At 65.4% G+C, this 26064-nt stretch carries 21 protein-coding genes; 9 read left to right on the plus strand and 12 right to left on the minus strand.

The genetic code is table 11. From position 1 onward, the window contains the following. Positions 1-155: 155 nt before the first annotated feature. Positions 156-575 carry a hypothetical protein gene (locus tag HL666_RS14900; protein ID WP_172182170.1) on the minus strand — a complete coding sequence of 140 codons (420 nt, stop codon included), beginning with the start codon at positions 573-575 and terminating at the stop codon, positions 156-158. Between the two features lie 846 nt (positions 576-1421). Between HL666_RS14900 and HL666_RS14905 the strand changes: the two genes are divergently transcribed. From HL666_RS14905 to HL666_RS14915, 3 genes are all read left to right on the plus strand, one after another. Further along, positions 1422-2195 carry an EAL domain-containing protein gene (locus HL666_RS14905; protein WP_172110406.1) on the plus strand — a complete coding sequence of 258 codons (774 nt, stop codon included), beginning with the start codon at positions 1422-1424 and terminating at the stop codon, positions 2193-2195. A gap of 352 nt (positions 2196-2547) precedes the next feature. Beyond that, positions 2548-3753 (plus strand): MFS transporter, encoded by a 1206-nt coding sequence (locus HL666_RS14910; protein WP_172182172.1) that lies wholly within the window; start codon positions 2548-2550, stop codon positions 3751-3753. 838 nt (positions 3754-4591) lie between these two features. Further along, on the plus strand, positions 4592-6289 hold the full coding sequence (locus tag HL666_RS14915; RefSeq protein ID WP_172110404.1) for a methyl-accepting chemotaxis protein: 1698 nt from the start codon (positions 4592-4594) through the stop codon (positions 6287-6289). A 24-nt stretch (positions 6290-6313) separates the two neighbouring features. On the opposite strand, the gene HL666_RS14920 is transcribed toward HL666_RS14915, so the two are convergent. From HL666_RS14920 to HL666_RS14940, 5 genes are all read right to left on the minus strand, one after another. After that, positions 6314-6775, minus strand: a complete 462-nt coding sequence (locus tag HL666_RS14920) for an NUDIX hydrolase (protein ID WP_172132417.1) — start codon at positions 6773-6775, stop codon at positions 6314-6316. A 4-nt stretch (positions 6776-6779) separates the two neighbouring features. After that, a complete protein-coding gene (locus tag HL666_RS14925) occupies positions 6780-8021 on the minus strand; it encodes a DUF763 domain-containing protein (protein ID WP_172182174.1) in 1242 nt (413 codons plus the stop codon). A gap of 89 nt (positions 8022-8110) precedes the next feature. Continuing rightward, entirely contained in the window at positions 8111-9091 is a 981-nt protein-coding gene (gene metA, locus HL666_RS14930; RefSeq protein WP_172182176.1) for a homoserine O-succinyltransferase MetA, read from the minus strand. A gap of 12 nt (positions 9092-9103) precedes the next feature. Next, the gene (locus HL666_RS14935) at positions 9104-10408 is read right to left on the minus strand and encodes an O-acetylhomoserine aminocarboxypropyltransferase/cysteine synthase family protein (protein ID WP_172132414.1); all 1305 of its coding nucleotides are present in this window, start codon (positions 10406-10408) and stop codon (positions 9104-9106) included. Between the two features lie 150 nt (positions 10409-10558). Beyond that, a complete protein-coding gene (locus HL666_RS14940; protein ID WP_172132413.1) occupies positions 10559-11518 on the minus strand; it encodes an alpha/beta hydrolase in 960 nt (319 codons plus the stop codon). Positions 11519-11659: 141 nt separating this feature from the next. On the opposite strand from HL666_RS14940, the gene HL666_RS14945 reads away from it, so the two are divergent. Beyond that, positions 11660-12550 carry a branched-chain amino acid aminotransferase gene (locus HL666_RS14945; protein ID WP_172110398.1) on the plus strand — a complete coding sequence of 297 codons (891 nt, stop codon included), beginning with the start codon at positions 11660-11662 and terminating at the stop codon, positions 12548-12550. Position 12551: 1 nt separating this feature from the next. On the opposite strand, the gene HL666_RS14950 is transcribed toward HL666_RS14945, so the two are convergent. Genes HL666_RS14950 through HL666_RS14960 form a run of 3 tightly spaced genes read right to left on the minus strand, consistent with a single transcriptional unit; the run spans position 12552 to position 15701 of the window. Continuing rightward, complete coding sequence (locus tag HL666_RS14950) at positions 12552-13436, minus strand: acyl-CoA acyltransferase (RefSeq protein ID WP_172182178.1); 885 nt, start codon at positions 13434-13436, stop codon at positions 12552-12554. A 36-nt stretch (positions 13437-13472) separates the two neighbouring features. After that, the gene (locus tag HL666_RS14955) at positions 13473-14435 is read right to left on the minus strand and encodes an amino acid--[acyl-carrier-protein] ligase (RefSeq protein ID WP_172110396.1); all 963 of its coding nucleotides are present in this window, start codon (positions 14433-14435) and stop codon (positions 13473-13475) included. 39 nt (positions 14436-14474) lie between these two features. Beyond that, entirely contained in the window at positions 14475-15701 is a 1227-nt protein-coding gene (locus HL666_RS14960) for an acyl-CoA dehydrogenase family protein (RefSeq protein ID WP_172182180.1), read from the minus strand. Positions 15702-16048: 347 nt separating this feature from the next. Between HL666_RS14960 and HL666_RS14965 the strand changes: the two genes are divergently transcribed. The 3 genes from HL666_RS14965 (at position 16049) to mtnA (ending at position 18407) form a co-directional block, all read left to right on the plus strand. Next, complete coding sequence (locus tag HL666_RS14965; RefSeq protein ID WP_172110394.1) at positions 16049-16321, plus strand: phosphopantetheine-binding protein; 273 nt, start codon at positions 16049-16051, stop codon at positions 16319-16321. Positions 16322-16411: 90 nt separating this feature from the next. Then, positions 16412-17287, plus strand: a complete 876-nt coding sequence (locus HL666_RS14970; protein ID WP_172134304.1) for an S-methyl-5'-thioadenosine phosphorylase — start codon at positions 16412-16414, stop codon at positions 17285-17287. Between the two features lie 13 nt (positions 17288-17300). Continuing rightward, positions 17301-18407, plus strand: coding sequence for an S-methyl-5-thioribose-1-phosphate isomerase (gene mtnA, locus HL666_RS14975; RefSeq protein WP_172182182.1), 1107 nt, complete (start codon positions 17301-17303; stop codon positions 18405-18407). Between the two features lie 29 nt (positions 18408-18436). On the opposite strand, the gene HL666_RS14980 is transcribed toward mtnA, so the two are convergent. Next, positions 18437-19072, minus strand: coding sequence for an HAD-IA family hydrolase (locus tag HL666_RS14980; protein ID WP_172110391.1), 636 nt, complete (start codon positions 19070-19072; stop codon positions 18437-18439). 92 nt (positions 19073-19164) lie between these two features. Here HL666_RS14980 and HL666_RS14985 point away from each other — a divergent pair, with 92 nt between their 5' ends. Together HL666_RS14985 and HL666_RS14990 are read left to right on the plus strand one after the other, a co-directional pair. Beyond that, on the plus strand, positions 19165-19947 hold the full coding sequence (locus HL666_RS14985; protein ID WP_172110390.1) for a S1 family peptidase: 783 nt from the start codon (positions 19165-19167) through the stop codon (positions 19945-19947). A 107-nt stretch (positions 19948-20054) separates the two neighbouring features. After that, a complete protein-coding gene (locus HL666_RS14990; protein WP_172110389.1) occupies positions 20055-21557 on the plus strand; it encodes a flavin-containing monooxygenase in 1503 nt (500 codons plus the stop codon). 223 nt (positions 21558-21780) lie between these two features. Here HL666_RS14990 and HL666_RS14995 read toward each other — a convergent pair whose 3' ends face one another. Continuing rightward, positions 21781-22698 (minus strand): response regulator transcription factor, encoded by a 918-nt coding sequence (locus HL666_RS14995; RefSeq protein ID WP_172110388.1) that lies wholly within the window; start codon positions 22696-22698, stop codon positions 21781-21783. Further along, positions 22688-26062: a hybrid sensor histidine kinase/response regulator gene (locus HL666_RS15000; protein ID WP_172110387.1), complete on the minus strand. Its 3375-nt coding sequence runs from the start codon at positions 26060-26062 to the stop codon at positions 22688-22690. The genes HL666_RS14995 and HL666_RS15000 overlap by 11 nt, the downstream gene beginning before the upstream one ends. Positions 26063-26064: the final 2 nt, after the last annotated feature.

Below are 26064 nucleotides of genomic sequence, written 5' to 3' on the forward strand. Positions count from 1 at the left end.
GACTCGATGTTGCTGATCTGTCGCCGCTTAGCTTGGCACGCGGGGCCGACCGGCTCGATTGTCCTTCTTGTCTAGTCCATCGCGTTGCTCATCCCGATCTGCTTATACGTGAGAAAACCGAGGGAAGCCGCAAGACGATTGCAGCAACTATTGATTTAAGCGTCGGTCGCGCCAAGGTTGGCTACCATGTTTGTTTGTGAGCGAACGCAGCCAGACATGAAGGACTGCGCGATATCGGCGCGGGCTTCACCGTTATTGACGTCTGGACGAGAGGAGAAATACTCCCCGTAAACCTTCAGAGATGCCACTACCGAGGTCGTAATGAAGAAGAAGATCAGGGCGCCTTTGCCTGCACTCGCGCTCGATGGGCGCAGCTCAGCGCCTTTCACTCCATTCCGGGTCGCTGCGATTACCACAAACAACAGGGAGGCAAACGACAGCTGTCCGAATAGATGCGCCCAGCAATCGGCGGCCGGCGTATGAGCATAACTGGCTAGTTTGTAACCGTCCCTGGAGAGGGCACCCCGTTCCTCGAAGAGAGCGAACCAGGCGTCCGGCGATACATATTCATTCAACGTCAGGCACCCTTTCCGACCGACGTAGAGGCGTTGCTATCCGTGTCGCGAAAGGCGAAGCTCCGCTAGAGGCGGCCTCGCTGGTGCGGCTCGCTCAGGTCATGGAGGACAGATCTGTCGGTGTTACCGCGCTCGATGTTGTTTTCATCGACCCGGGCATAGGTCTCCGAGCGCCTAAGTCCCAGCGCACCTGCGCGGCTTCCGCGGTCTTGCCATCGATGACTTCCGCGCGGGATCTCACGATGGAGATCGCGGATCATATCGGCATCTTGTAATCGCCCGATTTGATGCTTGCGAGATTGGCGAATTCCGTGAGGATGACCGCGAGGGCGGCTCAGACGCCGATCGAGCGAACGGTTCTGGCGGAAGCCCCTGTGTGTCCGGAGCGGCTCCGGCGGCCGGCACGGCTCGCCCCTAAAAGCTCAGCAATGAAACGCCCGCGATAGGTTTCGTCCAATCAGTGTTCAACTTCGAGAGTTGTCCCATGTGTATCAACCCGACACCAATAGCGGCGTGACGACAATCCGCGGAGGGCTTCCAGTGTCCGGCATCCAAGCAGAATTCGGCTCCAATGTTCCGCGCCACATATGCGCTATTCGCCGGCAAAATTGGCCGCAATCGTTCGTCTTTCTCCGCTCCAATCCGCCGCGATGACGAGGGTCCCGCCGTGGGAACGCAAGCGCCTAACTAAGCGAACTATTTGTAATATATGGAATATTTGGCCTATCAATGCGGACACTCTCTCCGCCAGCCGGTCCATACCTTCTGATGTCGGTATGGCCACAATCCTTCCGCCTTTGTTAAGGCCGCATCCGTACTCTCCCGGAGACAACCGGGGAGAAGATCATGGCTGGCGCTTGCGCAGGCTGCGCGGACGGGGCCGAGCTGCCGTTTGCGTTCAAGATGGCGTTCCAGCCGATCGTCGACGTCGGGGCGCACCGGGTCTGGGGCTATGAGGCGCTGGTGCGCGGGCCCAATGGCGAGGGCGCTCAAAGCGTGCTCTCGCAACTCACGGAAGCGCAGCTCTATCGCTTCGATCAGTCGGCGCGGGTGCTGGCGATCGAGACCGCCGGCCGCCTTTTCGATGACGCCAGCGCCCGGCTGTCGATCAACTTCATGCCCAACGCGGTCTACGAGCCGCGCGCCTGCATCCAGAAATCGCTGGCCGCGGCGAAGCGGGCCAGCTTCCCGGCGCAGAACCTGATGTTCGAGTTCACCGAGAACGAGCGCATGGCGAGCCCCGACCATGTCGAGCGCATCGTCAAGAGCTACAAGGAGCTCGGCTTCTGGACCGCGCTCGACGATTTCGGCGCCGGCTATGCCGGCCTCAACCTGCTGGCGCGGCTGCAGCCGAACCTGATCAAGATCGACATGGAGCTGCTGCGCGACATCCACCGCCATCCCGCCAAGCAGGTGATCGTGTCGGGCGTCGCTGCCATGGCGCGCCAGCTCGACATCGCCGTGCTGGCCGAGGGCGTCGAGAGCGAGGCCGAGTTCGCCGTGCTGCGCTCCGCCGGCATCAACCTGTTCCAGGGCTACTACTTCGCCAAGCCCGCGCTGATGGCGCTGCCGGGGGTGGCGTGGCTGGCCGAGCCTGCGCGCGACGTGGCGGTGGGTTGACGCGTGCCGATCGCATCCAGCGATCCAGACGGGTGCAGCATCTCGGATGCGAGATTCTTGTGATGCTGGGGTCGCGGGCGGTCGCCATGATCCGGCAGTGCCGCCGCGGACCGAGCCTCTCATGCCTGGCGCACGGTCATTCCGCGACAGTCGTCGTTGAGGGCGGCGAAGGCTGCTGTCGTCGTCCGATCCTGAACTCCTTCGAGATGCGGCGTCCCGCAGCACCCCCTTCACGTCGGGGCGGCATTCCGAAACAGCGGGGCTGCCCGGACCGGAATGCTTTACAAGCATCGTTGTGCCGCGCGACGCGTCCTGGTGCCGCCCTCCCTGGAAGTCCCTCGCTCCTCCGAAGATGCCGCCCGTCATCGCCGACCCCTCCATTCTGCGCGTCCTGATCGTGCTCGCCGTCACCCAGCTGATCGCCTGGGGCACGCTCAGCCTGCCGGCCGTGATCGGGCGGGCCATGGCGGCGGATCTGGAGATGGACCTGACGGCGATCTTCGCCAGCACCACGGTGCTGTACATGTCGATGGGGCTGTGCTCGCCGCTGCTGGCGCGGCCGTTCGTCAAGCAGGGCGGCCGCCGCGTCATGATCGCCGGCACGGTGCTCGCCGCACCCGGCTATGCGCTGCTTGCGGCGGCGCAGGGGCCGCTGACCTATTACGCGGCGTGGCTGCTGCTCGGCATCGCCGGCAGCGCGACGCTGTCGACCGCCTCCTACATCGTGCTCAACGAGGTCGCGGGCCTGCGCGCGCGCAGCGCCATCGGGGCGCTGATGCTGGTGACGGGGCTGTCGAGCAGCATCTTCTGGCCGGTGACCTCGACGCTGTCGGGGCTGATCGGCTGGCGCAGCACCTGCCTCGTCTATGCCGGGCTGCTGCTGCTGGTGTCGCTGCCGCTGTTCGTGTTCCTGCTGCCGCGGCGCGTCCATGATCATCTGCCGCCCGCATCCGACGTGACGGCTTCGCCGCCGGCGGCAAAGCCCGCGCGCAGCACGTTCTATCTGCTGGTCGGGGCCTCCGGCCTCAACGCCTTCGTCGCCTTCGGCATGGGCGCCGTGCTGATCGAGCTGCTCAAATCCGAGGGCCTGTCGGCGGCGGAGGCGATCGGCTTCGGCTCCCTGCTGGGCGTGATCCAGATCAGCGCCCGCGCGATCGACTTCATGGGCGGCGGCCGCTGGGACGGCATCACCACCGCCATCGTGGCCGGGCTGGCGCTGCCGGTGGCCATGCTGCTGCTGATGCTGAGCCACGGCTCGCATGTCGCCATCGCGACGTTCATGCTGATCTATGGTCTCGGCACCGGTGCGCTGGCGGTGGCGCGCGCGACCATGCCGCTGGTGTTCTACGACAAGGCGGCATTCGCCCGCGCCTCGGCGCAGATCGGTCTGCCGATGAACGTGCTGTCGGCCGTCTCGGCCCCGATCCTGGTCGAGCTCCTGACCCGCTACGGCAGCAACGCGCCGCTCGCGCTGAGCCTGGTGTGCTCCTGTGCTGCCGTGGCCATGCTGTTGCTGCTGCGGCAGCGCCGGCCGTCCGGCGCGACGGCGTCCTCATAGCAGCCGCCCGTCGGGCTCCGCGGGAGCAGGACCTACGCACCGCGCGGCGTCGGGAGGCCGCAACAGGCCGTATCGGCCATGCGCCAAGCAACGAAGTTCATTCGCGAGTTCAAGCCCATCGGCGCGGTCACGCCCCGCTGCATAAATTTTGGGCTTTCGTTTTATCGGAAGTCATGGTTCTCTCTTGCTGTCCCGCCTCATCGACGAGGGGCGCTGCGCATCGTCAGGAGCGTTGTGGCGGGATGTGATGGACGTGCTGATGCCGACTGACGAGTGGCACCGGCATGGACGGCGAAGTCGCGTGGTCCTGATACCCCGACGCTGGTATCGAGCGAGATGGGCGCAAGCGCATTGTCGCGACACGGTGGCCAACAAGCCCGGTGCACCGAGGAGAGCGCGTATAAGCCGTAACACCATTGCGCAGGGAAGGCCGGGCAAACCCGGCTGAACCTGTGGTTCCTGCCCCGTGCATTCCTTTCCGCACGGGGGCCGCAGGAATCAGCCGATGCCTGGTCTTCCCTGCGCCCTCGATCCGATGAGGGCCATCGCTGCACAAAGCTCGGGCGCTGGCGCGTCGCGAGGACGTGGGGACGCGGCCGCCGTGCTGATCCCCCCTGCGGATCTCAAGCTCCGGGATCCGACCGTCACGGAAATGTCACATGTTAATTTGCAGGACCGTCGAGGAGTCGCGCTGGTTGTTGTTTGGCCAAGGCTCGCGCAAACGGGCCGGTGCTCATTCCAAAGACTAATTAGTTCGCAGCGCGGCTGCGAGCAGGGATAGCAAACAATTAATGTGCGCTTGGTATCGTGCATACAGTCCATGCAAGAGAATCAGAAAATGCGACACCTGACTGTCTATCAGCGTCTGGCGGCGATCATCGCCGTGATGTCGATCGCACTGTTCGCCGTCTCCGCCATGCAGATCCTGATGCTGCGTGGAACCGTGATCGAGGAGCGGCAGACCATGGTCCGCAACCTCGTGGAAGCAGCCGTCAAGGTGCTCAGCTCCTATGACGCCGCCGCGGCCGCTGGAAAGCTGCCGGCGGATCAGGCGCGTCAGCAGGCCTTCGCCGCGATCGGCGCGATGCGCTGGGGACCCTACAACGACTATCTTGGCGTGTACGGAACCGGATCCTCGGATGCAGGCGTCACCTATGTCCACGCCAACCCGAAATACATCAACGTCAACCGCTGGGACTTCAAGGATTCCAGCGGCAAGCTGCTGATCCAGGATATCGTCCGCGCCGCGCGCGGCGGCGGCGGCTTCGTCGAATATAAGGTGCCGCGGGCCGGCGGAAGCACCGAGCTGCCGAAGATGTCCTATGTCGGCGCCTATGGCAGCGGCGACAAGATGCTGGCGATCCAGGCTGGCGCCTATGTCGACGACATCGATGCTGTCGTCTATCAGCGCGCGCTGTGGGCCGGCCTCGGCGCCCTCGCGGGGCTGCTCGTGGCCGCGATCGTCGCCTTCTTGCTCGGACGCAGCGTCGTGGTGCCGCTGGACCAGACCTGTGCCGTGATGGACGAGCTGACCAAGGGCAATCTGGACTTCGAGGTGCCGTTCACCGACCGCCGCAACGAGATCGGGCGCATGGCGCGCAGCCTGCAGATTTTCAAGGACCATCTCGCCGAGAGCGAGCGCATCAGGGCCGAGCAGGAGGAGTCGAAGCAGCAGGCGGCCGACGAGCGCCGCACGGTGCTGGCGCGGATCGCCGACGAGTTCGAACGCTCGATCGGCGGCGTCATCCAGACCACTGCGAGCGCGGCCGGCGAGTTGCAGACCTCGGCGCAATCGATGTCGAGCATCGTCTCCGGCACCAGCGACCAGAGCGCGAAGGTCGCCGCGGCCGCGGAGCAGACCGCCAAGAACGTGCAGACGGTGTCGGCCTCGGCCGAGCAGCTGTCGTCCTCGATCCAGGAGATCGCCAAGCAGGTGACGCAGTCGTCCTCGATCGCGCAGAACGCGGTCGGGCAGGCGACCCGGACGGAGGCGATGGTCGACCGGCTGGTCCACGCGTCGCAGAAGATCGGCGAGGTCATGGCGCTGATCCAGACCATCGCCGGCCAGACCAATTTGCTGGCGCTGAACGCCACCATCGAATCGGCGCGTGCCGGCGAGGCCGGCAAGGGCTTTGCGGTCGTCGCCAACGAGGTCAAGGCGCTGTCGGCCCAGACCGCCAAGGCGACCGAGGAGATCACCAGCCAGATCGAGGCCATCCGCGACGCCACCGGCTCGACGGTCAACGCCATCCGCGAGATCGGCGCGACCATCGGCCAGATGAACGAGATCACCGACGCGATCGCAGCCGCGGTCGAGGAGCAGGGCGCCGCGACCAAGGAAATCGCCCGCAGCGTGCAGCAGGCGGCGCAGGGCACCCAGGGCGTCATGCAGCACATCGTCGGCGTCCGCGAAGCCTCGGGGCAGGTCGGGGCCGCGGCGGCGCAGGTGCTGAGCGCGGCGTCTCAGCTCGGCAGCCAGTCGGATCAGCTCAAGACTCAGACCGGGCGATTCCTCGGCAACGTCCGCGCGGCGTGAGGCAATCGGGCGGATGGTGATGGCTCACCCTCCGCCGATCTCCGCGAGCCGGTCGAGCAGCGGGATCTGTGCAGAATTGATCCGCGTGCGCGCCTCGGCAAGGTCGAACCAAGCGGCGCGGTCCACTTCTGGAAAGCGCTGCATGCGGCCGCTGCGCGGCGGCCATTCGAGCTCGAATTCGTTGCTGGCGATGGCATCGGCGTCGAGGTCGGTCTCGGCGGCGAAGGCTTCGACGATCTTGCCGCCGCGCTGCCTGACCTCGCCGAGTGGCCGCAGCGGCATGGTCAGCGCGGTGCCGAGCTCCTCGGCGAATTCGCGCCGCGCCACCGCCTCGGCCTGCTCGCCTGGACCGAACTCGCCCTTCGGAATCGACCAGGCGCCGAGATCCTTGTTGCGCCAGAACGGTCCGCCCGGATGCACCAGGAGCACCTCGAGTCCACGCGCGGTGCGGCGAAAGGCGAGCACGCCCGCGCTGCGCGCCGGCATGCCGCTACGCCTCGCCGGTGCGCTGGATGAGATCGCGTTCCCAGCCGAACACCGAGCGGCCGTCGAGCTCGGGCGAGGCGGCGCGCTCGGTGGCGATGAAGGCGTCGAGCGTCGGACCGGTCGCGCTGCGCTCCAGCCGCCGCGCCTGATCGTCGAGCCGCTTCAGCGCCGACAGCGTCTCGTCACGACCGAGCTTCGCGTTGCCGACGGCCGATTTGAGCACGCGGATGGTCTCGTCATAGACCTTGATCGGCACCGGATAGGGATGACGATCCTTGCCGCCATGCGCCAGCGAGAACCGCGCCGGATCCGTGAAGCGAAACGGCGCGCCGTGCACGACCTCGGCGACCATCGCCAGCGAGCGCACGGTGCGGGCGCCGACGCCCGGCGTCAGCAGCAGCTCGGGGAAATCGACCGGGCCGCGCTCGGCCGCAGCCGCCAGGGTGCCGTGCAGCCGGCGCGCGAACACGTCCTTCGGGCGGACGTCGTGATGATCCGGCATGACCAGATGCGGCAGCAGACCCTGCGCCGGCTCCGGCGTGCTCAGCCGCTCGAACTCGGTGACGACGCGGTCGGGGCCGAGTTCGGTCAAGAGCTCGAGCTGGGCATTGCGCGACGGCGCGGCCCGCCGGTCGGTGAGGTTGACGATCTCGCCCTGAGTCGGACCATCGATCGCGCTGTGCGGGGCGTCGACGAAGCTGGCGAGATCGCGCGAGTGCCAGTGGTAGCGCCGCGCCTGCCGCGCCTCGCCGTTCATGCCCTGCTGCACGACGGTCCACTTGCCATCGGCGGTGACGAAGAAGCCGTGCAGATAGAGGTCGAAGCCATCCTGCACGGCGGCGCTGTCGACCTTGGCCACCAGCTTGCTGGTGCGTACCAGATCCTCGCCGTCGAGACCAAGCCGGTCGCTGAGCAGGCGCAGCTCGTCGGGCGTCTTGCGCGAATGCTCGCCGCGGCCGCCGCAGACGTAGATTCCGAGCTCGCCCGACAGCGGCTTCAGCCCGCGCTTCAGCGCTCCGATCACGCTGGTGGTGATCCCCGACGAGTGCCAGTCCATCCCCATCACGGCGCCGAACGACTGGAACCAGAACGGATGCGACATGCGCGCGAGGAATTCGTCGCGGCCGTAATGATGCACGATCGCCTGGGTGATGATGGCGCCGAGCGAGGCCATGCGTGTGCCGAGCCAGGTCGGGACGCGCCCGGAATGGAGCGGAAGATCGGCGCTGCCGGTGCGTCGGGCCATCGGAACCTGAAGCGAAGGATGTCTCGCGCCAAACTAGCAGATGGCGGACCGATGCGCGAACCATCCGGTAAAGAATGGCGGCCGTGACCTCATTCGACCTGCCCGAGATAGCCGATCCAGTTCCGGAACAGCGCCTGCGCCGCGCAGCCGGAGGCGAGATCGGTGCGAAGCGTCAGGCCGGGAAGCTCGGCGGCCAGCGTCGGGTCGCGCCTGACCTTGGCGCGCGCCTCGAACGCGTTCAGGACCGCCTCGGTCTCGGCGCTGAAATAGGACTTCGGCAGCCGCGGATAATCGTCGCGCTGACCGGCGAGGAAGCGCGCAATGTCGCGCATGTATTCGCGCTGCAGGGACAGCGCGTCATACTCCGGATGGCCCTGGAAGAACACGAAGCGGCTCGGCATCGAGCGCGCGAAGATGTCGACACCGACCTCGTCGGACCGGGTCAGGATGTCGTAGCCGCGCGCTGCCAGCAGCGGCTCGTTGACGGCGTTGAGCCGGGAGTGCGGCACCTTGAGCGGCGTCTCGATGCCGTCGGTGAGCCAGTCGTCCCGCACCTTGACGCACTCGTAGACGCCCGAACATTTGCCGGCGAGGCGCTGGCGCTCGATGTCGTCGAGATGCAGCACCGCGGCGTGGGCGGCGAGGCAGGACCAGATCGTGCTGCGTGTGTTCGTCCTGGCCCAGTCGACGATGGAGCTGAGATCCGACCAGTATGGCTCCTCGCGCAGTCGCGCCGCGATCGGCTCCGCGCCTGTGACGATCAGTCCATCAATGCCAAGTCCATCGATGCGGTCGATGTCGGTGTAGGCCTGGGCGAGGTGGCTCCTGGCCGCGTGGGAGCGCGGGATCGATGGCAGCGAGAAGCAGTGCAGGCGGAGGCGCACGTGCCGTGACGCCGATTGCTGCAGCAGGCGGGCGATCTGGACATCCGTCGCCTTCAGCGCGCTGTCCGGCATGTTGTTGACGAGCCCGATCGTGAGCTCGATCGGACGCCGCGCGCGGCCGTCGAAATCGGCAGGCGCCAATGCAGGGCTCGTGATCCTGCGATGTCTGTCGAACAGCAGGGTCATGGGTGGACGTCGCTACTCCGCTGCGTCCAGCCGGCGGGACTGAGGGCAGGCCTGCGCGAGCGCCTGATCGAGATCCGCGATGATGTCGCTGATGTGCTCGATGCCGATCGACAGGCGGATCGTCTCCGGCAGCACGCCGGCCTTGCGCTGGTCGTCGGGCGGCATCTGCCGATGCGTCGTCGAGGCCGGGTGGCAGGCCAGCGACTTGGCGTCGCCGATATTGACCAGCCGCGTGACGAGCTTCAGGGCATCGTAGAACGCCTTGCCGGCCTCCATGCCGCCGTTGATGCCGAACGTGAACAGCGACGACGCGCGGCCGTCGAGATATTTCTGAACGAGCGGATAATAGGGGCTGTCGGCGAAGCCGGCGTAGTTGACCCACGCCACGCGCGGGTCGTTGCGGAGGAATTCGGCGACCTTGCGTGCATTCTCGACATGGCGCTCCATGCGCAGCGCCACCGTCTCGATGCCCTGCAGCAGCAGGAATGCATTGAACGGCGACAGCACGGCGCCCATCGTGCGCTGGTAGACGCTACGGGCGCGCTGGATATAGGCACTACGGCCGAAATGCTCGGTGTAGATCATCCCATGATAGGATGCGTCGGGCTGGGTGAAGGCCGGAAAGCGATCGGCGTGATCCTTCCAGGGAAAGTTGCCGCTGTCGACCAGCATGCCGCCGAGCGTGGTGCCGTGGCCGCCGAGGAATTTGGTCAGCGAATGCACGGCGATGTCAGCGCCGTAGTCGAACGGCCGCAACAGGATCGGCGTTGCGACGGTGTTGTCGACGATCAGCGGCACGCCATTGCGATGCGCGACCTTCGCCAGTGCCTCGATGTCGCAGACATTGCCGGCCGGATTGCCGATGGTCTCGGCGAACACCGCCTTGGTATTCTCGTCGATGAGACGCTCTATCGCATCGGGCTGGTCGCTCTCGGCGAAGCGTCCGGTGATGCCTTGGCGCGGCAGGATGTGGCCGAGCAGCGTGTGCGTGGTGCCGTAGAGCTGCGGCACCGAGACGATGTTGCCACCGCCATCGGCCAGATTGACGAATGCGAAATGCAGCGCGGCCTGGCCGGTGCCGACCGCAAGCCCGCCGACCCCGCCTTCGAGCTCGGTGACGCGCTTCTCGAGCACGGCCGTCGTCGGGTTCGAGATGCGGCTGTAGCGGTAGCCCTCGGCTTCGAGGTTGAACAGCGCGGCGCCGTGATCGGCGCTGTCGAATGCATAGGCGGCGGTCTGATAGATCGGAACCGCAACGGCCTTGGTGGTCGCCTCCGGCTCGTAGCCGGCGTGGATTGCAATCGTCTCGTTGCGCATCGGCGATCTCCACGCCCGCATCGTTGGGCGATGCAGGCTGCACGTATTCCGCGAGTGGTGCAGTTGTAGGAGTGCAGGCGTAAAGCGGTCCATAATTCGCGACAAGAACGACGAAATAACCCTAACGATGTGTAGTCGATAAACTTCGAATTAACCTGGAGCCGCAGCTGCGAGGAGAGAGCGAATTTGTTGCCCGATCATGCCGAGAGCGGACTTGGCCTGCGGCAGGACCGCGCCGAGCGCTTGGAAATTATGAACCATGCCGTCGTGACAGACATGGGTGACCGCGACGCCGGCGTTCGCGAGCCGCGCGGCATAGGCATTGCCTTCGTCGCGCATCGGATCGAACTCCGCCGTGTGGATGATGGCGGGTGGCAATCCGGCGAGATCGGGGCCGCACAACGGCGAAATGAGCGGATTCCGGACGTCGATCCCTTCGGGCACGTAGTCGGCGAGGTCGGCCTCCCACGTCGTCCTGTCGATCAGAAATCCGGCTCCGAATTGCTCGCGCGATGGCCACGGCCGGGAGAAATCGAGCACGGGGCAGATCAGGCATTGAAGCGCGATCGTGAGCGTCGTCGCGCTCTTGGCATGCTGGCAGACGGCTGCTGCCAGCGTCGCGCCGGCAGAATCGCCGCCGACCACGATCCGGTTCGTATCGATGCCGAGGGCAGCAGCTTGATTGGAAACGAAATCAGTCGCAGCGATCGCATCCTCGATCGCTGCCGGGAACTTGTGTTCTGGCGCGAGACGATAATCGATCGAGAGCAGCCGGCATCCGGCGGCCGCAGACAGCGCGGCGGCGACCTTGTCGTGCGTGTCGATGCTGCCGGCGACAAGACCGCCGCCATGGAAATAGATGAAGCCGGGGAGGCGGAGGGCCGGGTCTCTGGTGTCCGCCGCAGGCGCGTACGAGCGGTAGCGCATCGGGCCCGCAGGGCCCGAAAGGTGACCGTCCCGCGTGATGACGGCGCCGAGATCGTTGCGCGACAACTGCATCAACTTCGTGAGCGACTGCCGACGCTGCTCAGGACTCGGACGTTCTCGGCTCGAAGGCGCGGCGGCGGCGACCATCGAAAGCAGGCGCTGCGCGCGCGGGTCGAGCGGCATGACGGGTTCCAGTTAACCAAGCGTCCGTCATTGTGCCCGACAGGCATGAATCGATCATGAGTGGCAGGGCGCCACGGGGAAATCCTTAAAATATTCACGCCAGAAGTGCAGAGATCATCGATGCCGAACGGGAGTGTCGCCATGACCCACATCGTCAAGCCTGTCAGCTACTCGCAGACCTGGACCTTCTTCGAGGGTGAATGGCGGGAGGGCAATGCGCCGATCATGGGCGTGCGAACGCACGCGACATGGCTCGCATCTACCGTGTTCGACGGTGCGCGCGCCTTCGAAGGCGTGACGCCCGATCTCGACCGTCACTGCGAGCGGGTCAACCGGTCGGCGAGCAATTTCCGGCTCAAGCCGGTGGTCGACGTGGAGACCTGGCTGGGGCTGGCGCGGGAGGGCATCGCCCGGTTCGGCGCGAGGGCCGAGCTCTACATCCGCCCGATGTACTGGGCGCAGCACGGCGCCGGTGGCGGGGTCTTGTTCGATCCCGAGACCACCAATTGGTGCCTGTGCATCTACGAGGCGCCGATGCCGCAGCCCACGGGCAATGCCATCACGCTGTCGCCCTACCGCAGGCCGACTGCAGAATGCGCACCGGTCGACGCCAAGGCTGCCTGTCTCTATCCGAACAATTCGCGCGCGCTGATCGAGGCGGCCTCGCGCGGCTTCAACAACTGCCTGATGCTGGATCTGCTGGGCAACGTCGCCGAGTTCGGCAATGCCAACGTGTTCATGGTCAGGGACGGCGTCGTCTTCACCCCGGTGCCGAACGGCACCTTCCTCAACGGGATCACGCGCCAGCGCGTCATCGAGCTGCTGCGGAGCGACGGCGTCAGCGTGGTCGAGACCACGCTGCGCTACGAGGATTTCCTGTCCGCCGACGAGATCTTCTCGTCCGGCAATTTCGCCAAGGTCGCGCCGGTCATCCGTATCGAAGACCGGACATTGCCGATCGGCCCGGTGTTCAGCCGGGCGCGCCGGCTATATTGGGACTACGCGCATGCAGCCAGGGCGGCCGCCGCCTAGTTCAGGCCCCGTAGATTGGCAGCTCGGTATCGCTGAGATCCCCGAGCCGCGGCGGCTGCGGGCCCTTTATGTATTTGAGGCCGCGCCGCTCGGTGTAGATGCCGATGAGGCCGTCGATCGGTCCATTGGCATCGGTCATGACGGAGACGCAGCCGCGGCGCAGCAGCAGAAGCCGACCGATGGCACCGGCGCAGCCGACGTAGTCGGAGATGTCGCGGCAGTAGATCAGCTGCATCGCAGGCAACGCGAAGCGTCCTTGCCGGATGCGGACCTTCTGGAGGACCAGGGGAACCGGGCCCTTCTTCGATCGAACGACAACGCTGAGGCAGCCATAGCGGGCGTGACGGATGAGCAATGCGGCTTCATCCGGCGGAAGGCCGTCCACAGCCTCGGCATCTGCATCGATCCGGTCGACCGGGGACCCCAGGCCGGCGGTCGAGAGCAGCGGCAGCGAGAAAAACAGGCCGCGGCAATAGGCGCGGAAGCCTTGCGCCTCGACGATCGGCCAGGTCGGCCTCGCCGCGCTGATATTGACGTAGGTTACCTCTGGCCGCCGCTGCGCGATTCGCGTCAGCATTGTCGCGTAGTTGCGAAAGGCGGGCTCGACGTACCAGCTCGACAGATTGCACCAGATCTGCGGCTCTCCGGGCGTGCCACGATCGCTGTAGATTAGGAGCAGAACGCCGACAGCGACGCCGTTGTGGTCCAGCAGGTAACCGTAACGCGGATAGCCGTCAGGTACGGCGCGGCCCGCTTGCCGCCGCAACCCGCTCGACCAATAGTCGCGCGAGCGTCGTGGGAAGCCGCGAGTCAAGAGATCGGCGACCGCATCGAGATCGGTCTCTCCGATCTCGCGGCACCGGATCACTGGCTTGAGCGCGGTCATGAACTGTCTTGCCGATCTCCGACGACGAGCGCTGCGCTAGCCGACGGGGTCGGCCTGACGCTCCAGCTGCAGCGCCTCGCGCACGCGCGACGGCCAGCGTCCGAGGTCGATGCCGTGGGTGTGGAACAGGGCGACGGCGAGGCGGTCCATGCCGAAGGCCACGCAGCCGGTGTGGGCCGGTGCGCCGTCGGTGTCGGAAATGCCCCAGGTGGTGCCGAAATGCTCGCGGTGATAGTTGAAGCTCATGCAGGCGGTCGGCTGATCCTCCGAGCGTAGCGGCACCAGCAGCTCGAACTTCAGCGACTGCTGCTTCTGGCTGACGGCCTTGATCTGGCCGACGCGGCCGAAGAACGGATCGCTGGCGTGGTCGACGCGGAATGACAGGCCGAGATCCCTGGCGATCGCCTGCGCCTTGACCATCCAGCGGTCGCGGAATTCCGAGACGTCGTCGGGCGTGCCGATGCAGACATATTCCCGCATCCGGAACGATTGCAGGCGGTCGAGATGCCGCGACGGCTCGCGACGGAAGCAGTCGGCCGCGACGTCGAAGCGCAGGCCGCCGACGGGCAAAGCGCCGCGGCTCGCTGCGATCGGATAGACCGGATAGCAAGCTGCCGGCGACAGCACGAGATCAGCAGGCGATAGCGACGTGGTCCAGTCGCCGCCTCTGTCGAAGCGCGCAACAGCGTCGTGAATGTCGCGCTCGGTGCCATGCAGGCCGCAGACGCAGCCGAGCAGGTTGGGAAAGCTCTTGAGATAGCCGGATTTCTCCAGCTGCGCACGGCTCATCACCGGTGGGAAGCGCATCACCTCGGTGCCCGGTTCGCGATGCCGGCTGATCAGCGCAGCCAGCCGATCGACCACGCCTTCATACAGCGCGGTGCGGGCATAGACGCCATCGGCGCCCATGCGATGGAACAGGGCGTCGGTGAGGTGATCCAGAGCGTCGGCCGCCTGGGGAGCAATTTCGGGCGACTGCGGGAGAACGGGAATCGTCATTCTGCAAAATCCTGGATGGAGGCAATGGCCGAGACGCGATCATTCGTAGAGTGAGGAGGGCACCGCGCTCATGAGGTTCGCCGTGGCGATGTTGGTGAGAATGCGATCATTGTTGATCATGATGGGCGCCGACAGCACGTCGCGGAGGTGACGGCCGATCGAGAAGTCGCCGTCGTTGCGATAGCCCGACAGGCCACAGGCGCGCATCGCATGCATCACCGTCTCGACCGCGAGCTCGGACGCCTGCACCTTCAGCAGCGTGATCGAAGACTGGAAGTCGAGCGATGATAGCGCGCGCTCGTCAAATTCGTGGGCGGCGAAGGCATCCATGTTCGTAACGATCATCGCGCGCAGCCGGGCCAGCGCCATCTTCGCCGCGGTGTAGTGGGCCGCAGCAGGCGGCATCTGTCCGCCGGCGCCGCGTGCCGCCTTGCGAAGGAAGCGCTGCGCCCGTTGCACCGCTGCGGCGGCGATCCCGGCCCAGGCCGACGACCAGCAGAGATGTGCGAAGGGCGTCATGGTCTGGCCGTGAATGCGGTCATACGACTCGGCGAACATCCGGTCCGACGGGCAGCTGACCTTGAGCTCGAAGCCCGTCGAGCAGGTGCCGCGCATGCCGAGTGTTTCCCAGCCCTGGGTGCGCTTGATCGTGTAGTCGTGCTTCGTCAGCGCCAGCAGCACTTGATCCGACGCCGCTGCGCCGTCGGCGCGCCGCGCGATCGTGACGAGACCATCGGCTTCGGCGCCGTAGGAGATCACGGTCGCGTCGCGCAGCAGCGTGATGCCGTCGCCGTCTTGGCCGACGGCCGCAGCGCTGGCGCGGATGTTGCCGCCGTTCTGGCCCTCGGTGGTGGACGAGGCCATCAGCAGCTGCTCGGACGCGATCCGGCGCATCAGGGATTCCATGTAGGGGCTGCCGCGCCCGTGGCGCACGAGGCAGGCGACCTTGGTCTGATGCATGGCAAAGATCATGGCGCTGGAAGCGCAGGCGCTGCCAAGTGCGTAGCAAACATCGGCAATGTCGTGAATCGACGCGCCGAAGCCGCCGAACTCGACCGGAATCTGCATGCCGAGCAGCTTGTGCTCGCGGGCCGCTTCAATCGCAGCCTTGGGGAATCGGCCGTCCCGGTCGACCTCCTCGGCCTCCGCGGCAGCCAGCGCGGCAACGGCGCTGGTGCGCTGTACAAAGAGCGAGCTGCGATCGAGCAGGAGGCTATCGCTGTCGTCGGCGGTCGGGTTGCGAAGCGCGGTTCCCTGGAGATTCATGACCGATCAATGCTCCGGATTTTGCCTTGTTTGAGAGATCGGCAACGCGCATCCCGTCACGTTGCAGCGATGCCCTGCGCCTTCCCTGGGCTACAACGCAGGGTATGGATTTGATTCAAATACGTCGACGAAATTCAGGGTAAACGCTGCGCAATCGACGGGTGGGGGTTAATTCCTGGTTTTCTTGACTGCGAGAATCCTCACCACCGCGTTAGCGTTAAAGCAAATTCATTCTAACAGTAGGGTTTGGGCGTAACGCTTTCGGGGGCAGGCATGCGTTATCTCAGGCCGACGGTCTGCGGAGAGGTCGCAGGTCCTCGCGCGTTGCAAAAAAAAAGAGAGTGAGCATGCCAAGCTTCGAAGCCGATGTGAGCAGCCGGATCGTCACGCTGGTGCGCGACATCCTCGCGCAGAATGCGATATCCGCCGACGTGGCGGCCGATGCGAAGCTCGTCGATGTCGGGTTGACTTCGATGGACATGGTCAACCTGATGCTCGGGATCGAAGCGGAGTTCGACTTCACCATTCCGCAGGAGCTGATCACGCCGGAAAATTTCCAGTCGGTCGCGACCCTGGTGCGTCTGGTGAGCGGTCATCTGGCGGCGGCCAAGGCTGCCTGATCCGTCCGCAACGCGGGGCCGTCTTCAGGCCGGCTGTTTTCAATCCGGCGCAAAGCTGGCATTCTCGTCTCCCTTGGAGATGGGGACGTCATGACGAAGGCTGTGCTTGGCATTATCGGCGGTTCGGGCATCTATGATCTGCCGGGATTGGAAGACGCCCGCGAAGAGGCGATCGCGAGCCCCTGGGGTGAGCCGTCGGCGCCGCTGCGCCGCGGAACCATTGCCGGCCTGCCGATCGTGTTCCTGCCGCGCCACGACAGGGGACACCGGCTGTCGCCGTCGGACATCAACTACCGCGCCAACATCGATGTGCTGAAGCGCGCCGGGGTCACCGATCTGGTGTCGCTGTCGGCCTGCGGCTCGTTCAAGGAGGAGCTGCCGCCGGGCACGTTCGTGCTGGTAGACCAGTTCGTCGATCGCACCTACAAGCGCGAGAGTTCGTTCTTCGGCAAGGGATGCGTCGCGCATGTGTCGATGGCCCATCCGGTGTCGCCGCGGCTGCGCATCCATCTGGCTGCGGCGGCCGAGGCGGAAGACATCGCGATCGCCCGCGGCGGCACCTATGTCTGCATGGAGGGACCGCAATTCTCCACCTATGCCGAGAGCATGACCTACAAGAGTGCAGGCTATTCGGTGATCGGCATGACCAACATGCCCGAGGCCAAGCTCGCCCGCGAGGCCGAGATCTGCTACGCGACTGTCGCCATGGTGACAGACTTCGATTGCTGGCATCCGGATCATGACGCGGTCACGGTGCAGGACATCATTCGCGTGCTCACCACCAATGCCGACAAGGCGAAGGCGCTGGTGGCGCGTCTCGCCCGCGAGTTTCCGCGCGAGCACGAGCCGTGTCCGATCGGCTCCGACCGTGCGCTCGATACCGCCTTGATCACCGCGCCCGAGGCGCGCGACCCCGAACTCCTGAACAAGCTCGACGCGGTCGCCGGCCGCATCCTGCGCGGCTGAGGGAGGGACGGACATGATGGTCGACGGCAAGCACTATCGCAGCATCTGGCTCGATGCGGACGGCTGGTCGGTCTGTGCGATCGATCAGCGGCGGCTGCCGCACGAGTTCGTTCTGGCGAAGATCACCACCTGCGAGGAGGCGGCGGATGCGATCCGCAACATGCTGGTCCGCGGCGCGCCCCTGATTGGCGCCACGGCTGCGTTCGGCATGGCGCTGGCGATGCGTGACGACCGCTCCGATCCCGGCATCGACCGGGCCTATGATATGCTGATCGCGACGCGGCCGACCGCGATCAACCTGAAATGGGCGCTCGATACGATGAGCGCGATGCTGCGTCGTCTGGCGCCGTCGGAGCGGCGCGATGCGGCCTATGCGCGCGCCGTGGACATCGCCGGCGAGGACGTCACCATCAACCAGGGCATTGCCGCGCATGGCCTCGCGTTGATCGAGGCGGCGGCGGCGCAGAAGAAGCCGGGCGAGGTGGTCAACGTGCTCACGCATTGCAATGCCGGCTGGCTTGCGACCGTCGACTGGGGGACCGCGACCGCGCCGATTTATCTGGCGCATGATCGCGGCATTCCGATCCACGTCTGGGTCGACGAGACGCGGCCGCGCAACCAGGGCGCCTCGCTCACCGCCTGGGAGCTCGGTCATCACGGCGTGTCGCACACCGTCATTCCGGACAACACCGGCGGTCATCTGATGCAGCACGGCATGGTCGATCTCGCCATCGTCGGCACCGACCGGGTCGCCGCCAATGGCGACGTCTGCAACAAGATCGGCACCTATCTCAAGGCGCTGGCGGCGCACGACAACGGCGTGCCGTTCTACGTCGCGCTGCCGTCGCCGACCATCGACTTCGCCGTCGCCGACGGGCGGCAAATTCCGATCGAGCAGCGCAGCGCGCAGGAGGTCACGGAGATGACGGGCCGCACCGCCGATGGCCGCATCGAGACCGTGCGCGTCGTGCCGCCGGGATCGCCCGTGGCGAACTATGGATTCGACGTGACGCCGGCGCGGCTGGTGAGCGGACTGATTACCGAACGCGGCGTGCTACAGGCCGATGGTGCGGCATTGTTGGCCGCGTTTCCCGAGCGGGCGAAACAGACCAACAATTAGCCGTTGTCGCGAAGCCCGCGTCACGACAATCAGCGCAAGGTAAGCCCGGTCGCTGCTTCCAACTCGGCAATCGCCTGCGATGCGCTGACCACCTTGATCGTGGTCATGCCCAGCTCGCGAGCGGGCTTCAGGTTGACGCCGAGATCGTCGAGATAGACGCAGTCCGCGGGGCTGACGCCGAGCGCGTCGGTCATCATCCGATAGATGCGCGGATCGGGCTTGCGCAGGCCGATCTTGGCCGATTCGATCACGTGATCGAACAAGGCCATCACCTCTGCGACGTAGAACGATCGTCCGCCCTGGCTGCCGATTGCGTTGGCCGGCAGGTTGTTGGTGATGCAGCCGGTCTTGCACTCCGACTTGATGCGGCGGAGCGCCTCGACCAAGTCGGGGCGGAGATCTCCGGCGAGCAGCGGCAGCACTTCGCGGCCGCTGACCGCGGCGCCGGCGAGCGCCAGCGACTCCTCCGCGAACAGACGGTCGAACGTATCGAGGTCGATCTCGGCACGCTCGAATTTCGCCCAGGCGTTCTCGAGATGGTTGGCGGCATTGGTGTTACGGATGATGTCGACGGGATAGCCGCGCTCCTGCTCGAACCGCGCGAACGCCTCGAACGGCGAAGTGGTCATCACGCCCCCGAAGTCAAAGATCACTGCCTCGACCATCACTGTCCCGTCCCTCGCTCGATACCCTCGATGATCGCTAACACGGGACGCCGCACTTGGCGATATCGCCGGCAACAGCTATTGCTGCGCCAATGAAGCTTCCCGCGATCACCGCCGCCCTGTTGCTGCTTTCGTCGCCGGCCCTTGCCATCGTCGGCAATGCGCCCGCGCTGAATGACGGCATCGGGCGCTCGGTGGTCACCATCGTCGGCTCGCGCGGCAATTTCTGCAGCGGTGCGTTGATCGCCCCCAGGCTGGTGCTGACCGCGGGACACTGCGTGCAGCCGGGCGTCGATTACCGCATCGTGGAATACGATCGCGAACGAAAGCCGGTGCTGAAGACGGTCCGGCGCGTCGCCGTGCATCCGAGCTTCAGCGCCCAATCGATCCAGGCCCATCGCGCCACGGCTGATGTCGCGCTGTTGGAGTTGGAGGCGCCGGCAACGGAGCGCGTTCCTGCTTCGCTCGGAGTGCCGCAGCCGCCATTGGCGGCCGGCAACGCCTTCACCGTCGCAGGCATCGGTGTCGCGCTGCCGGGTGACGGCAAGAGCGGCGGCGTGGTGCGCGCCGCGTCGCTGGTCGCCACGGGCAAGCCAGGAACTTTGCAGATCCGGCTGGTCGATCCCAAGACGCAAGGTGCCAAGCCGGGACTCGGCGGCTGCACCGGCGATTCCGGCGGGCCCGCCTTCGAGACACAGCCGCAAGCGCAAGCGCAAGCCCAAGTGCAGGTGCTGATCGGTGTCATCTCATGGTCGACCGGGCCCAATCTGGCGGACGGCTGCGGCGGAATGACCGGAGTCACGCCGCTCACCCTGTACCGCGGCTGGGTCGTGCAGACCGCGCGGCAATGGGGCATGCCGCTCGGCGGAAATTGAGATCGTTCAGGGCCGGGTTGCGGCCGCGCGTCGCGGGTTGACCATCCTCGTGTTCGGGTTCAGCCTGTCGGGCGAGGAAACAACAAATCAAAAGCCCAAGGACTGCCATGAACGTCATCGCGCCCATCCGGGAGGCCGCGTCCTCTCACGCGACCGAACATTTCGACGTGCTCATCGTCGGTGCCGGCATCTCCGGCATCGGCAGCGCCTATCAGTTGACGAAGCAGTTGCCGGACACGCGCTTCGTCGTCCTGGAGAGCCAGGAGAGCTTTGGCGGCACATGGCGCACGCATCGCTACCCCGGCATCCGCTCGGACAGCGACCTGCACACCTTCGGCTACAGCTTCAAGCCGTGGGTCGGGCCGCCGATCGCGACCGCCGACGAGATTCTCAAATACATGGGCGACGTGATCGAGGAGAACGATCTCGGCCGTCACATCCGCTATGGCCATCGCATCCTCTCTGCGAACTGGTCGAGCGTGACCAATCTCTGGACCGTTCATGCCGTCAAGGGCAGGGCGGAGGAGCCGGTTACGATCACGGCGAACTTTCTCTGGATGTGCCAGGGCTATTATCGCCACTCGAAAGGCTACACGCCAGAGTGGCGGGACATGGCGACCTTCAAGGGCCGTATCGTCCATCCGCAAGTGTGGCCTGAGGATCTCGATCTCACCGGCAAGCAGGTCGTCGTCATCGGCTCCGGTGCGACCGCGGCCACGATCCTGCCGTCGATCGCCGGCAAGTGCGCGCATGTCACGATGCTGCAGCGCTCGCCGACCTACTTCCGCATCGGCCGCAACGCCATCGAACTCGCCGAGGAGCTGCGCCGGCTGCAGGTCAAGGAAGAATGGATCCACGAGATCGTCCGGCGCAAGATCCTGTTCGAGCAGGACTGGTTCACCAAGCGCTGCTTGACGGAGCCGGAGCAGGTCAAGAAGGAGTTGATCGGCCAGATCAGCGCCATCATCGGCCCGGAACAGGCAGCCAGGCATTTCACTCCGAGCTATCGCCCGTGGCGGCAGCGCATTGCCTTCGTGCCTGATGCCGATCTGTTCGAGGGCATCAAGAGCGGCAAGGCCTCGGTCGTGACCGACGAGATCGAGCGCTTTACGGAAAACGGCATCGAGCTGAAGTCGGGGGATGAGCTCAAGGCCGACATCATCATCACCGCCACCGGATTCGACCTCTGCGTGCTCGGCGACATCGCATTCTCGATCGACGGCAAGCCGCTCGACTTCGCCGATACCGTGACCTATCGGGGCATGATGTTCTCGGGTGTACCGAACCTCGCCTGGGTGTTCGGCTATTTCCGCGCCAGCTGGACGTTGCGCACGGATCTGGTCGCGGAGTTCGTCTGCCGGCTGCTTGCGCACATGAAGGCGAAGGGCGTGCAGAAGGTGATGCCGGCGCTGCGTCCGGAAGATCACAATATGCCGTTGTTGCCCTGGATCGATCCGGAGAACTTCAATCCCGGCTACATGATGCGCAACATGCATCTGTTGCCGAAGCGCGGCGACAAGCCGGAATGGCAGCACAGCCAGGATTACTGGGCCGAAAAGGACGAGATTCCCGCGATCGATCTCGATGATCCGGCGTTTGTTTATGGGTGAGTGCTGACGGCGCCCCGCCGAGCCGCTGCTCCAAAGACGGTGTCATCCCCGCGAAGGCGGGGATCCATAACCGCAGGCGGACGTGTTGGGCACGAGGCTCAACGTGCGGCCTGCCTCAAGAGGGATCACGCGGTATGGGTCCCGGGTCGGCGCCCACTGCCGCTTTGCGTCAGTGGGCTTGCCCGGGACGACAGCTTGGTCGGGGCGCGCGCGTTGGCCCGCCTCAACTTTCTCTCCGCGCCACCCCGGTGGCAATCGCCGCGGCCGCCGTTCGGTTCTCGACGCCGAGCTTGGCGTAGATCTGCTCGAGGTGCTTGTCGACGGTGCGCGGACTGAGTCCGAGGATCTGCGCGATGTCGCGATTGGTCTTGCCTTTGGATAGCCAGGACAGCACCTCGCCTTCGCGCGTGGTGAGGCCGAACTCGCTGGAGAACTGCTTGGGCAGTTCGCCCGACGTCTCCTTGGCCAGCCGCAGCAGCACCTCATTCGGTCCCGCGCCTCCTAGGTAATACAGGCGTAGCTCGGGATGATCCGGAATCGAAGCTGCGGATTTGGCCGCAGCCTTGCCCTTCTGCGCCTGATCCAGCCATTGTCGCAGCGCGTCAGGAAGCACGAGCTCCTCGGCGTTGCCGAAACTGTCGGACAAAAGTCTCTGCGCCTGCGGCGTCGCCCACATCAGCCGGCCCTCGCGGTTGACGGCGAGCAGGAAGCGGCCGGAGACGTCGAGCGCGGCGCGCGCGCTCTGCGTCATCCTGGCATTGGCGAGATGCACGCGGATGCGCGCCAGCATCTCCGAGACGGCGATAGGCTTGGTGACGTAGTCGACGCCGCCGGCCTCCAGTCCCTGCACGATGTGCTCGGTGTCGGCCAGACCGGTCATGAAGATCACCGGCACGTTGGAAAGACCAGCCTCGCGCTTGAGCTTGCGGCAGGTCTCGAAGCCGTCCATGCCCGGCATGACCGCGTCGAGCAGGATGATGTCCGGTGTGATCTGGTCGACGATGCGCATGGCAGCTGCGCCGTCGAGCGCGACCATCACGGTCATCCCGGCGCCATCCAGCGCGTCGGTGAGCAGCCGAAGTGTCTCGGGAGAGTCGTCTACGACCAGCGCGACATCGCGCTTCTTGCTGTCAATGCTCATAGGCGTGCAGGGTCTTCAGAGTGGCCATGTACTGATCGAGATCGAAGCGGTCGATCAGCGCGCGCATCTGGGCGACGAACTCGGCATGCTCGGGATGCGCGCTGCCGATCTCGTCGAGCTTGAGCTGGATAGCCCGGATATAGCCGATCTGGCCGAGGCCCATCAGCTCCTCGATATATTTCAGCGGTGGTCGTGATCCGGTATCCGGCCGCCAGTGCGTCTGAGCCACGGGCATGTCGGTCTGGTAGCTCCATTCGAGCTTCAGCAATTGGCGGATCGCCTCCAGCAGCCGCGGAATGTCGATCGGCTTCATCAGATAGCTGTCGTGGAAGGGCTGGGCCAGCGGCCGTCCATGCGCTTCGAGCGCGCTTGCCGACGTCATCAGGATGCGCGCCTGATGATGGCCGGTGCTGCGCAGGGTCTCGGCGACGGTCCAACCGTCCATGCCCGGCATCGAGATGTCCAGAATGAAGAGATCCGGCTGGCAGTGCTGCGCCAGGCCGAGGCAGGCCGGCCCATCCGGCGCGCTCAACAGGATAAAACCGAGCGGCGTCAGCACCTCGCGCAGCAGGTCGCGGTGCACCGGATCGTCATCGGTGATCAGGATCGTCTTGCGCGGGCCGAGATAGCCCGCGACCGGCGCCTTCACCGGTGGATGCCGCGTCGGGTTGGTGACCTCCGACAGCAGGATCTTGACCTTGAACGTGCTGCCCGCGCCGACCTTGCTCACGACCTTGATGTCCCCGCCCATGACGCCGGCGAGCAGACGGCTGATCGTCAGGCCGAGCCCCGTGCCTGTCTGCGGCTGCGCGACACCGAGCGCGCCGCGCTCGAATGGGGCAAAAATCCGCTCGAGATCATCGGGCTGAATCCCCGGGCCGGTGTCGATCACCTCGAACTCCGCCACCGGGCTGCGGTAGTGCACGACGAACTGCACGCTGCCGCCCTGGGTGAACTTGATCGCGTTCGATAGCAGGTTGATCAGGATCTGGCGCAGCCGCTTCTCGTCGGCATAGACGACCAGCGGCAGCACGGCCGGCCGCTTGAACACGAAGTCGACGCCCTTCGCTGCCGCCTGCAGCCGGAACATTCCGACGAGCTGATCGAGGAATTCGCTGAGGCGGACCTCGTCGCGCGACAGATACAGCCGCCCGGCTTCGATCTTCGAGATGTCGAGAATGCCGTCGATCAGGCCGGACAGATGATCGGCGCTGCGGCGGACGACGCGAACCTGATCACGCGGTTTGGGCGTCAGGCTCGTATCCTGCTCGAGCAACTGGGCATAGCCGGAGATCGCGTTCAGCGGCGAGCGCAGCTCATGGCTGAGGCCGACCACGTAGCGGCTCTTGGCAAGATTGGCCGACTCCGCCACCTCCTTGGCTCGCTGCAACTCGGCATCCGTGCGCTTGTGCGCCTCGATCTCCTGGATCAGCAACTGGGTCTGCCGCCGCGTCTCGGCCTCGGCGGCACGGCGGCTCTGCTGCGCGAGAACGAACAGCCAGGTCACCACGCCGATAATGATGGACAGGGCGAAGAACACCTTCCACAGCACATCCGAGATGATGCCCTTGAAGCCCGGTAGGGCCGCCGACGTTTCCAGATAGATCATGCCGAGCGTCAGCGCGACCAATCCTGCCGAAGTCAGGAACACGCCAACGTAATGCCCGAACTGCGAGTTGATCTTCGCCAGCACGGATTGCGGCAGCATGCCGCTGAGGGCTGCAGAGACCTGGGCCTGCGCCCGCGCATGCGGCTTGCACAGATCGTGGCAGCGTGCGTCGAGCGAGCAGCACAGCGAGCAGATCGGACCCGCATAGGCCGGGCAGGAGGCGGTGTCTTCCGGCTCGAAATGATGCTCACAGATGCAGCATTGGATCTGCTCGATGTTCTGCCAGCTCCGCTTGGGCTTGCGCGCCAGATAGTACTTTCCGTCGGTGAGATAGGCGATGGCCGGCGCGGTAACGAGCGCGACGCCGAGTGCGACGAAGGTCGACAGCGCCTTGCCGGTCGGGCCGAACAGGCCGTAGAAAGCGCTGATCGACACGATCGTCGCGATCGTCATCGCGCCGACGCCGACCGGATTGATGTCGTAGAGATGGGCGCGCTTGAACTCCATCTGCTGCGGCCGCAGGCCGAGCGGGCGGTTGATCACGAGGTCCGCGACCAGCGCGCCGACCCAGGAGATCGCGATGTTAGAGTACAGCGCCAGCGTCTGCTCCAGCGCCTTGTAGACGCCGATCTCCATCAGCAGCAGCGCGACCACGACGTTGAATACCAGCCAGACGACCCGTCCCGGATGGCTGTGCGTCAAACGGGAGAAGAAGTTCGACCAGGCGATCGACCCGGCATATGCATTGGTGACGTTGATCTTGATCTGAGAGACGATCACGAAGGTGCCGGTCAATGCAAGCGCCAGGTCAGGCCGCGCCAACACGTAACGGAACGCCTCCAGATACATGTGCGCGGGCTCGGCGGCGTGATCGGCGGACACTCCGTGGCTCAGCGCGAAGAAGGCGAGGAATGATCCGGCCAGCAGCTTCAGGGCTCCAAGCACGATCCAGCCCGGTCCGGCCGACAGCAGCGCGATCCACCACGAGCGCTTCGATGTGCGGCGGTCGCGCGGTAGGAAGCGCAGGAAGTCGACCTGCTCGCCGATCTGGGCGACCAGCGAGAACACGACCGCCGCGGCAGTTCCGAACAGCGCCAGATCGAGATGGCCCATGGGATCGCCGTGCTCGCCGGGAAACTGCTGCCATTCGACAAAGGAGTGCGGGCTCGCATAGGCGATTGCGGCAAAGGGCAGGATGTGCAGCACGACCCACAGCGGCTGCGTCCATAGCTGGAAGCGACTGATCAGGGTGATGCCGTAGGTGACGAGCGGGATGATGACGACGGCGCTGATCAGATAGCCGATCGGGCGTGGAATGCCGAAGCACATCTCCAGCGCGGATGCCAGGATGACGGCCTCGATCGCGAAGAAGATGAAGGTGAACGACGCGTAGATCAGCGATGTGACGGTCGAGCCGATATAGCCGAAACCCGCGCCGCGCGTCAGCAGGTCGATATCGATGCCGCATTTGGCGGCGTGATAGGCAATCGGCAGGCCGCAGCAGAAGATGATGACACTGGCGACCAAGATCGCTGCGGTGGCGTTGGTGACGCCGTAGTTCAGCGTGATGGTGCCGCCGATCGCCTCCAGCGCCAGGAACGAGATCGCGCCCAGCGCGGTGTTGGCGACACGGGCGGCGGACCAGCGCCGGGCGCTCTTGGCCGTGAAACGGAGCGCATAGTCCTCCAACGTCTGGTTGGCGACCCACTGGTTGTACTGGCGCCTGACGCGGTCGATCCGCTGCCGCCCTGCCACTC

It is taken from the genome of Bradyrhizobium aeschynomenes, assembly GCF_013178945.1.
GTDB lineage: Bacteria > Pseudomonadota > Alphaproteobacteria > Rhizobiales > Xanthobacteraceae > Bradyrhizobium > Bradyrhizobium aeschynomenes.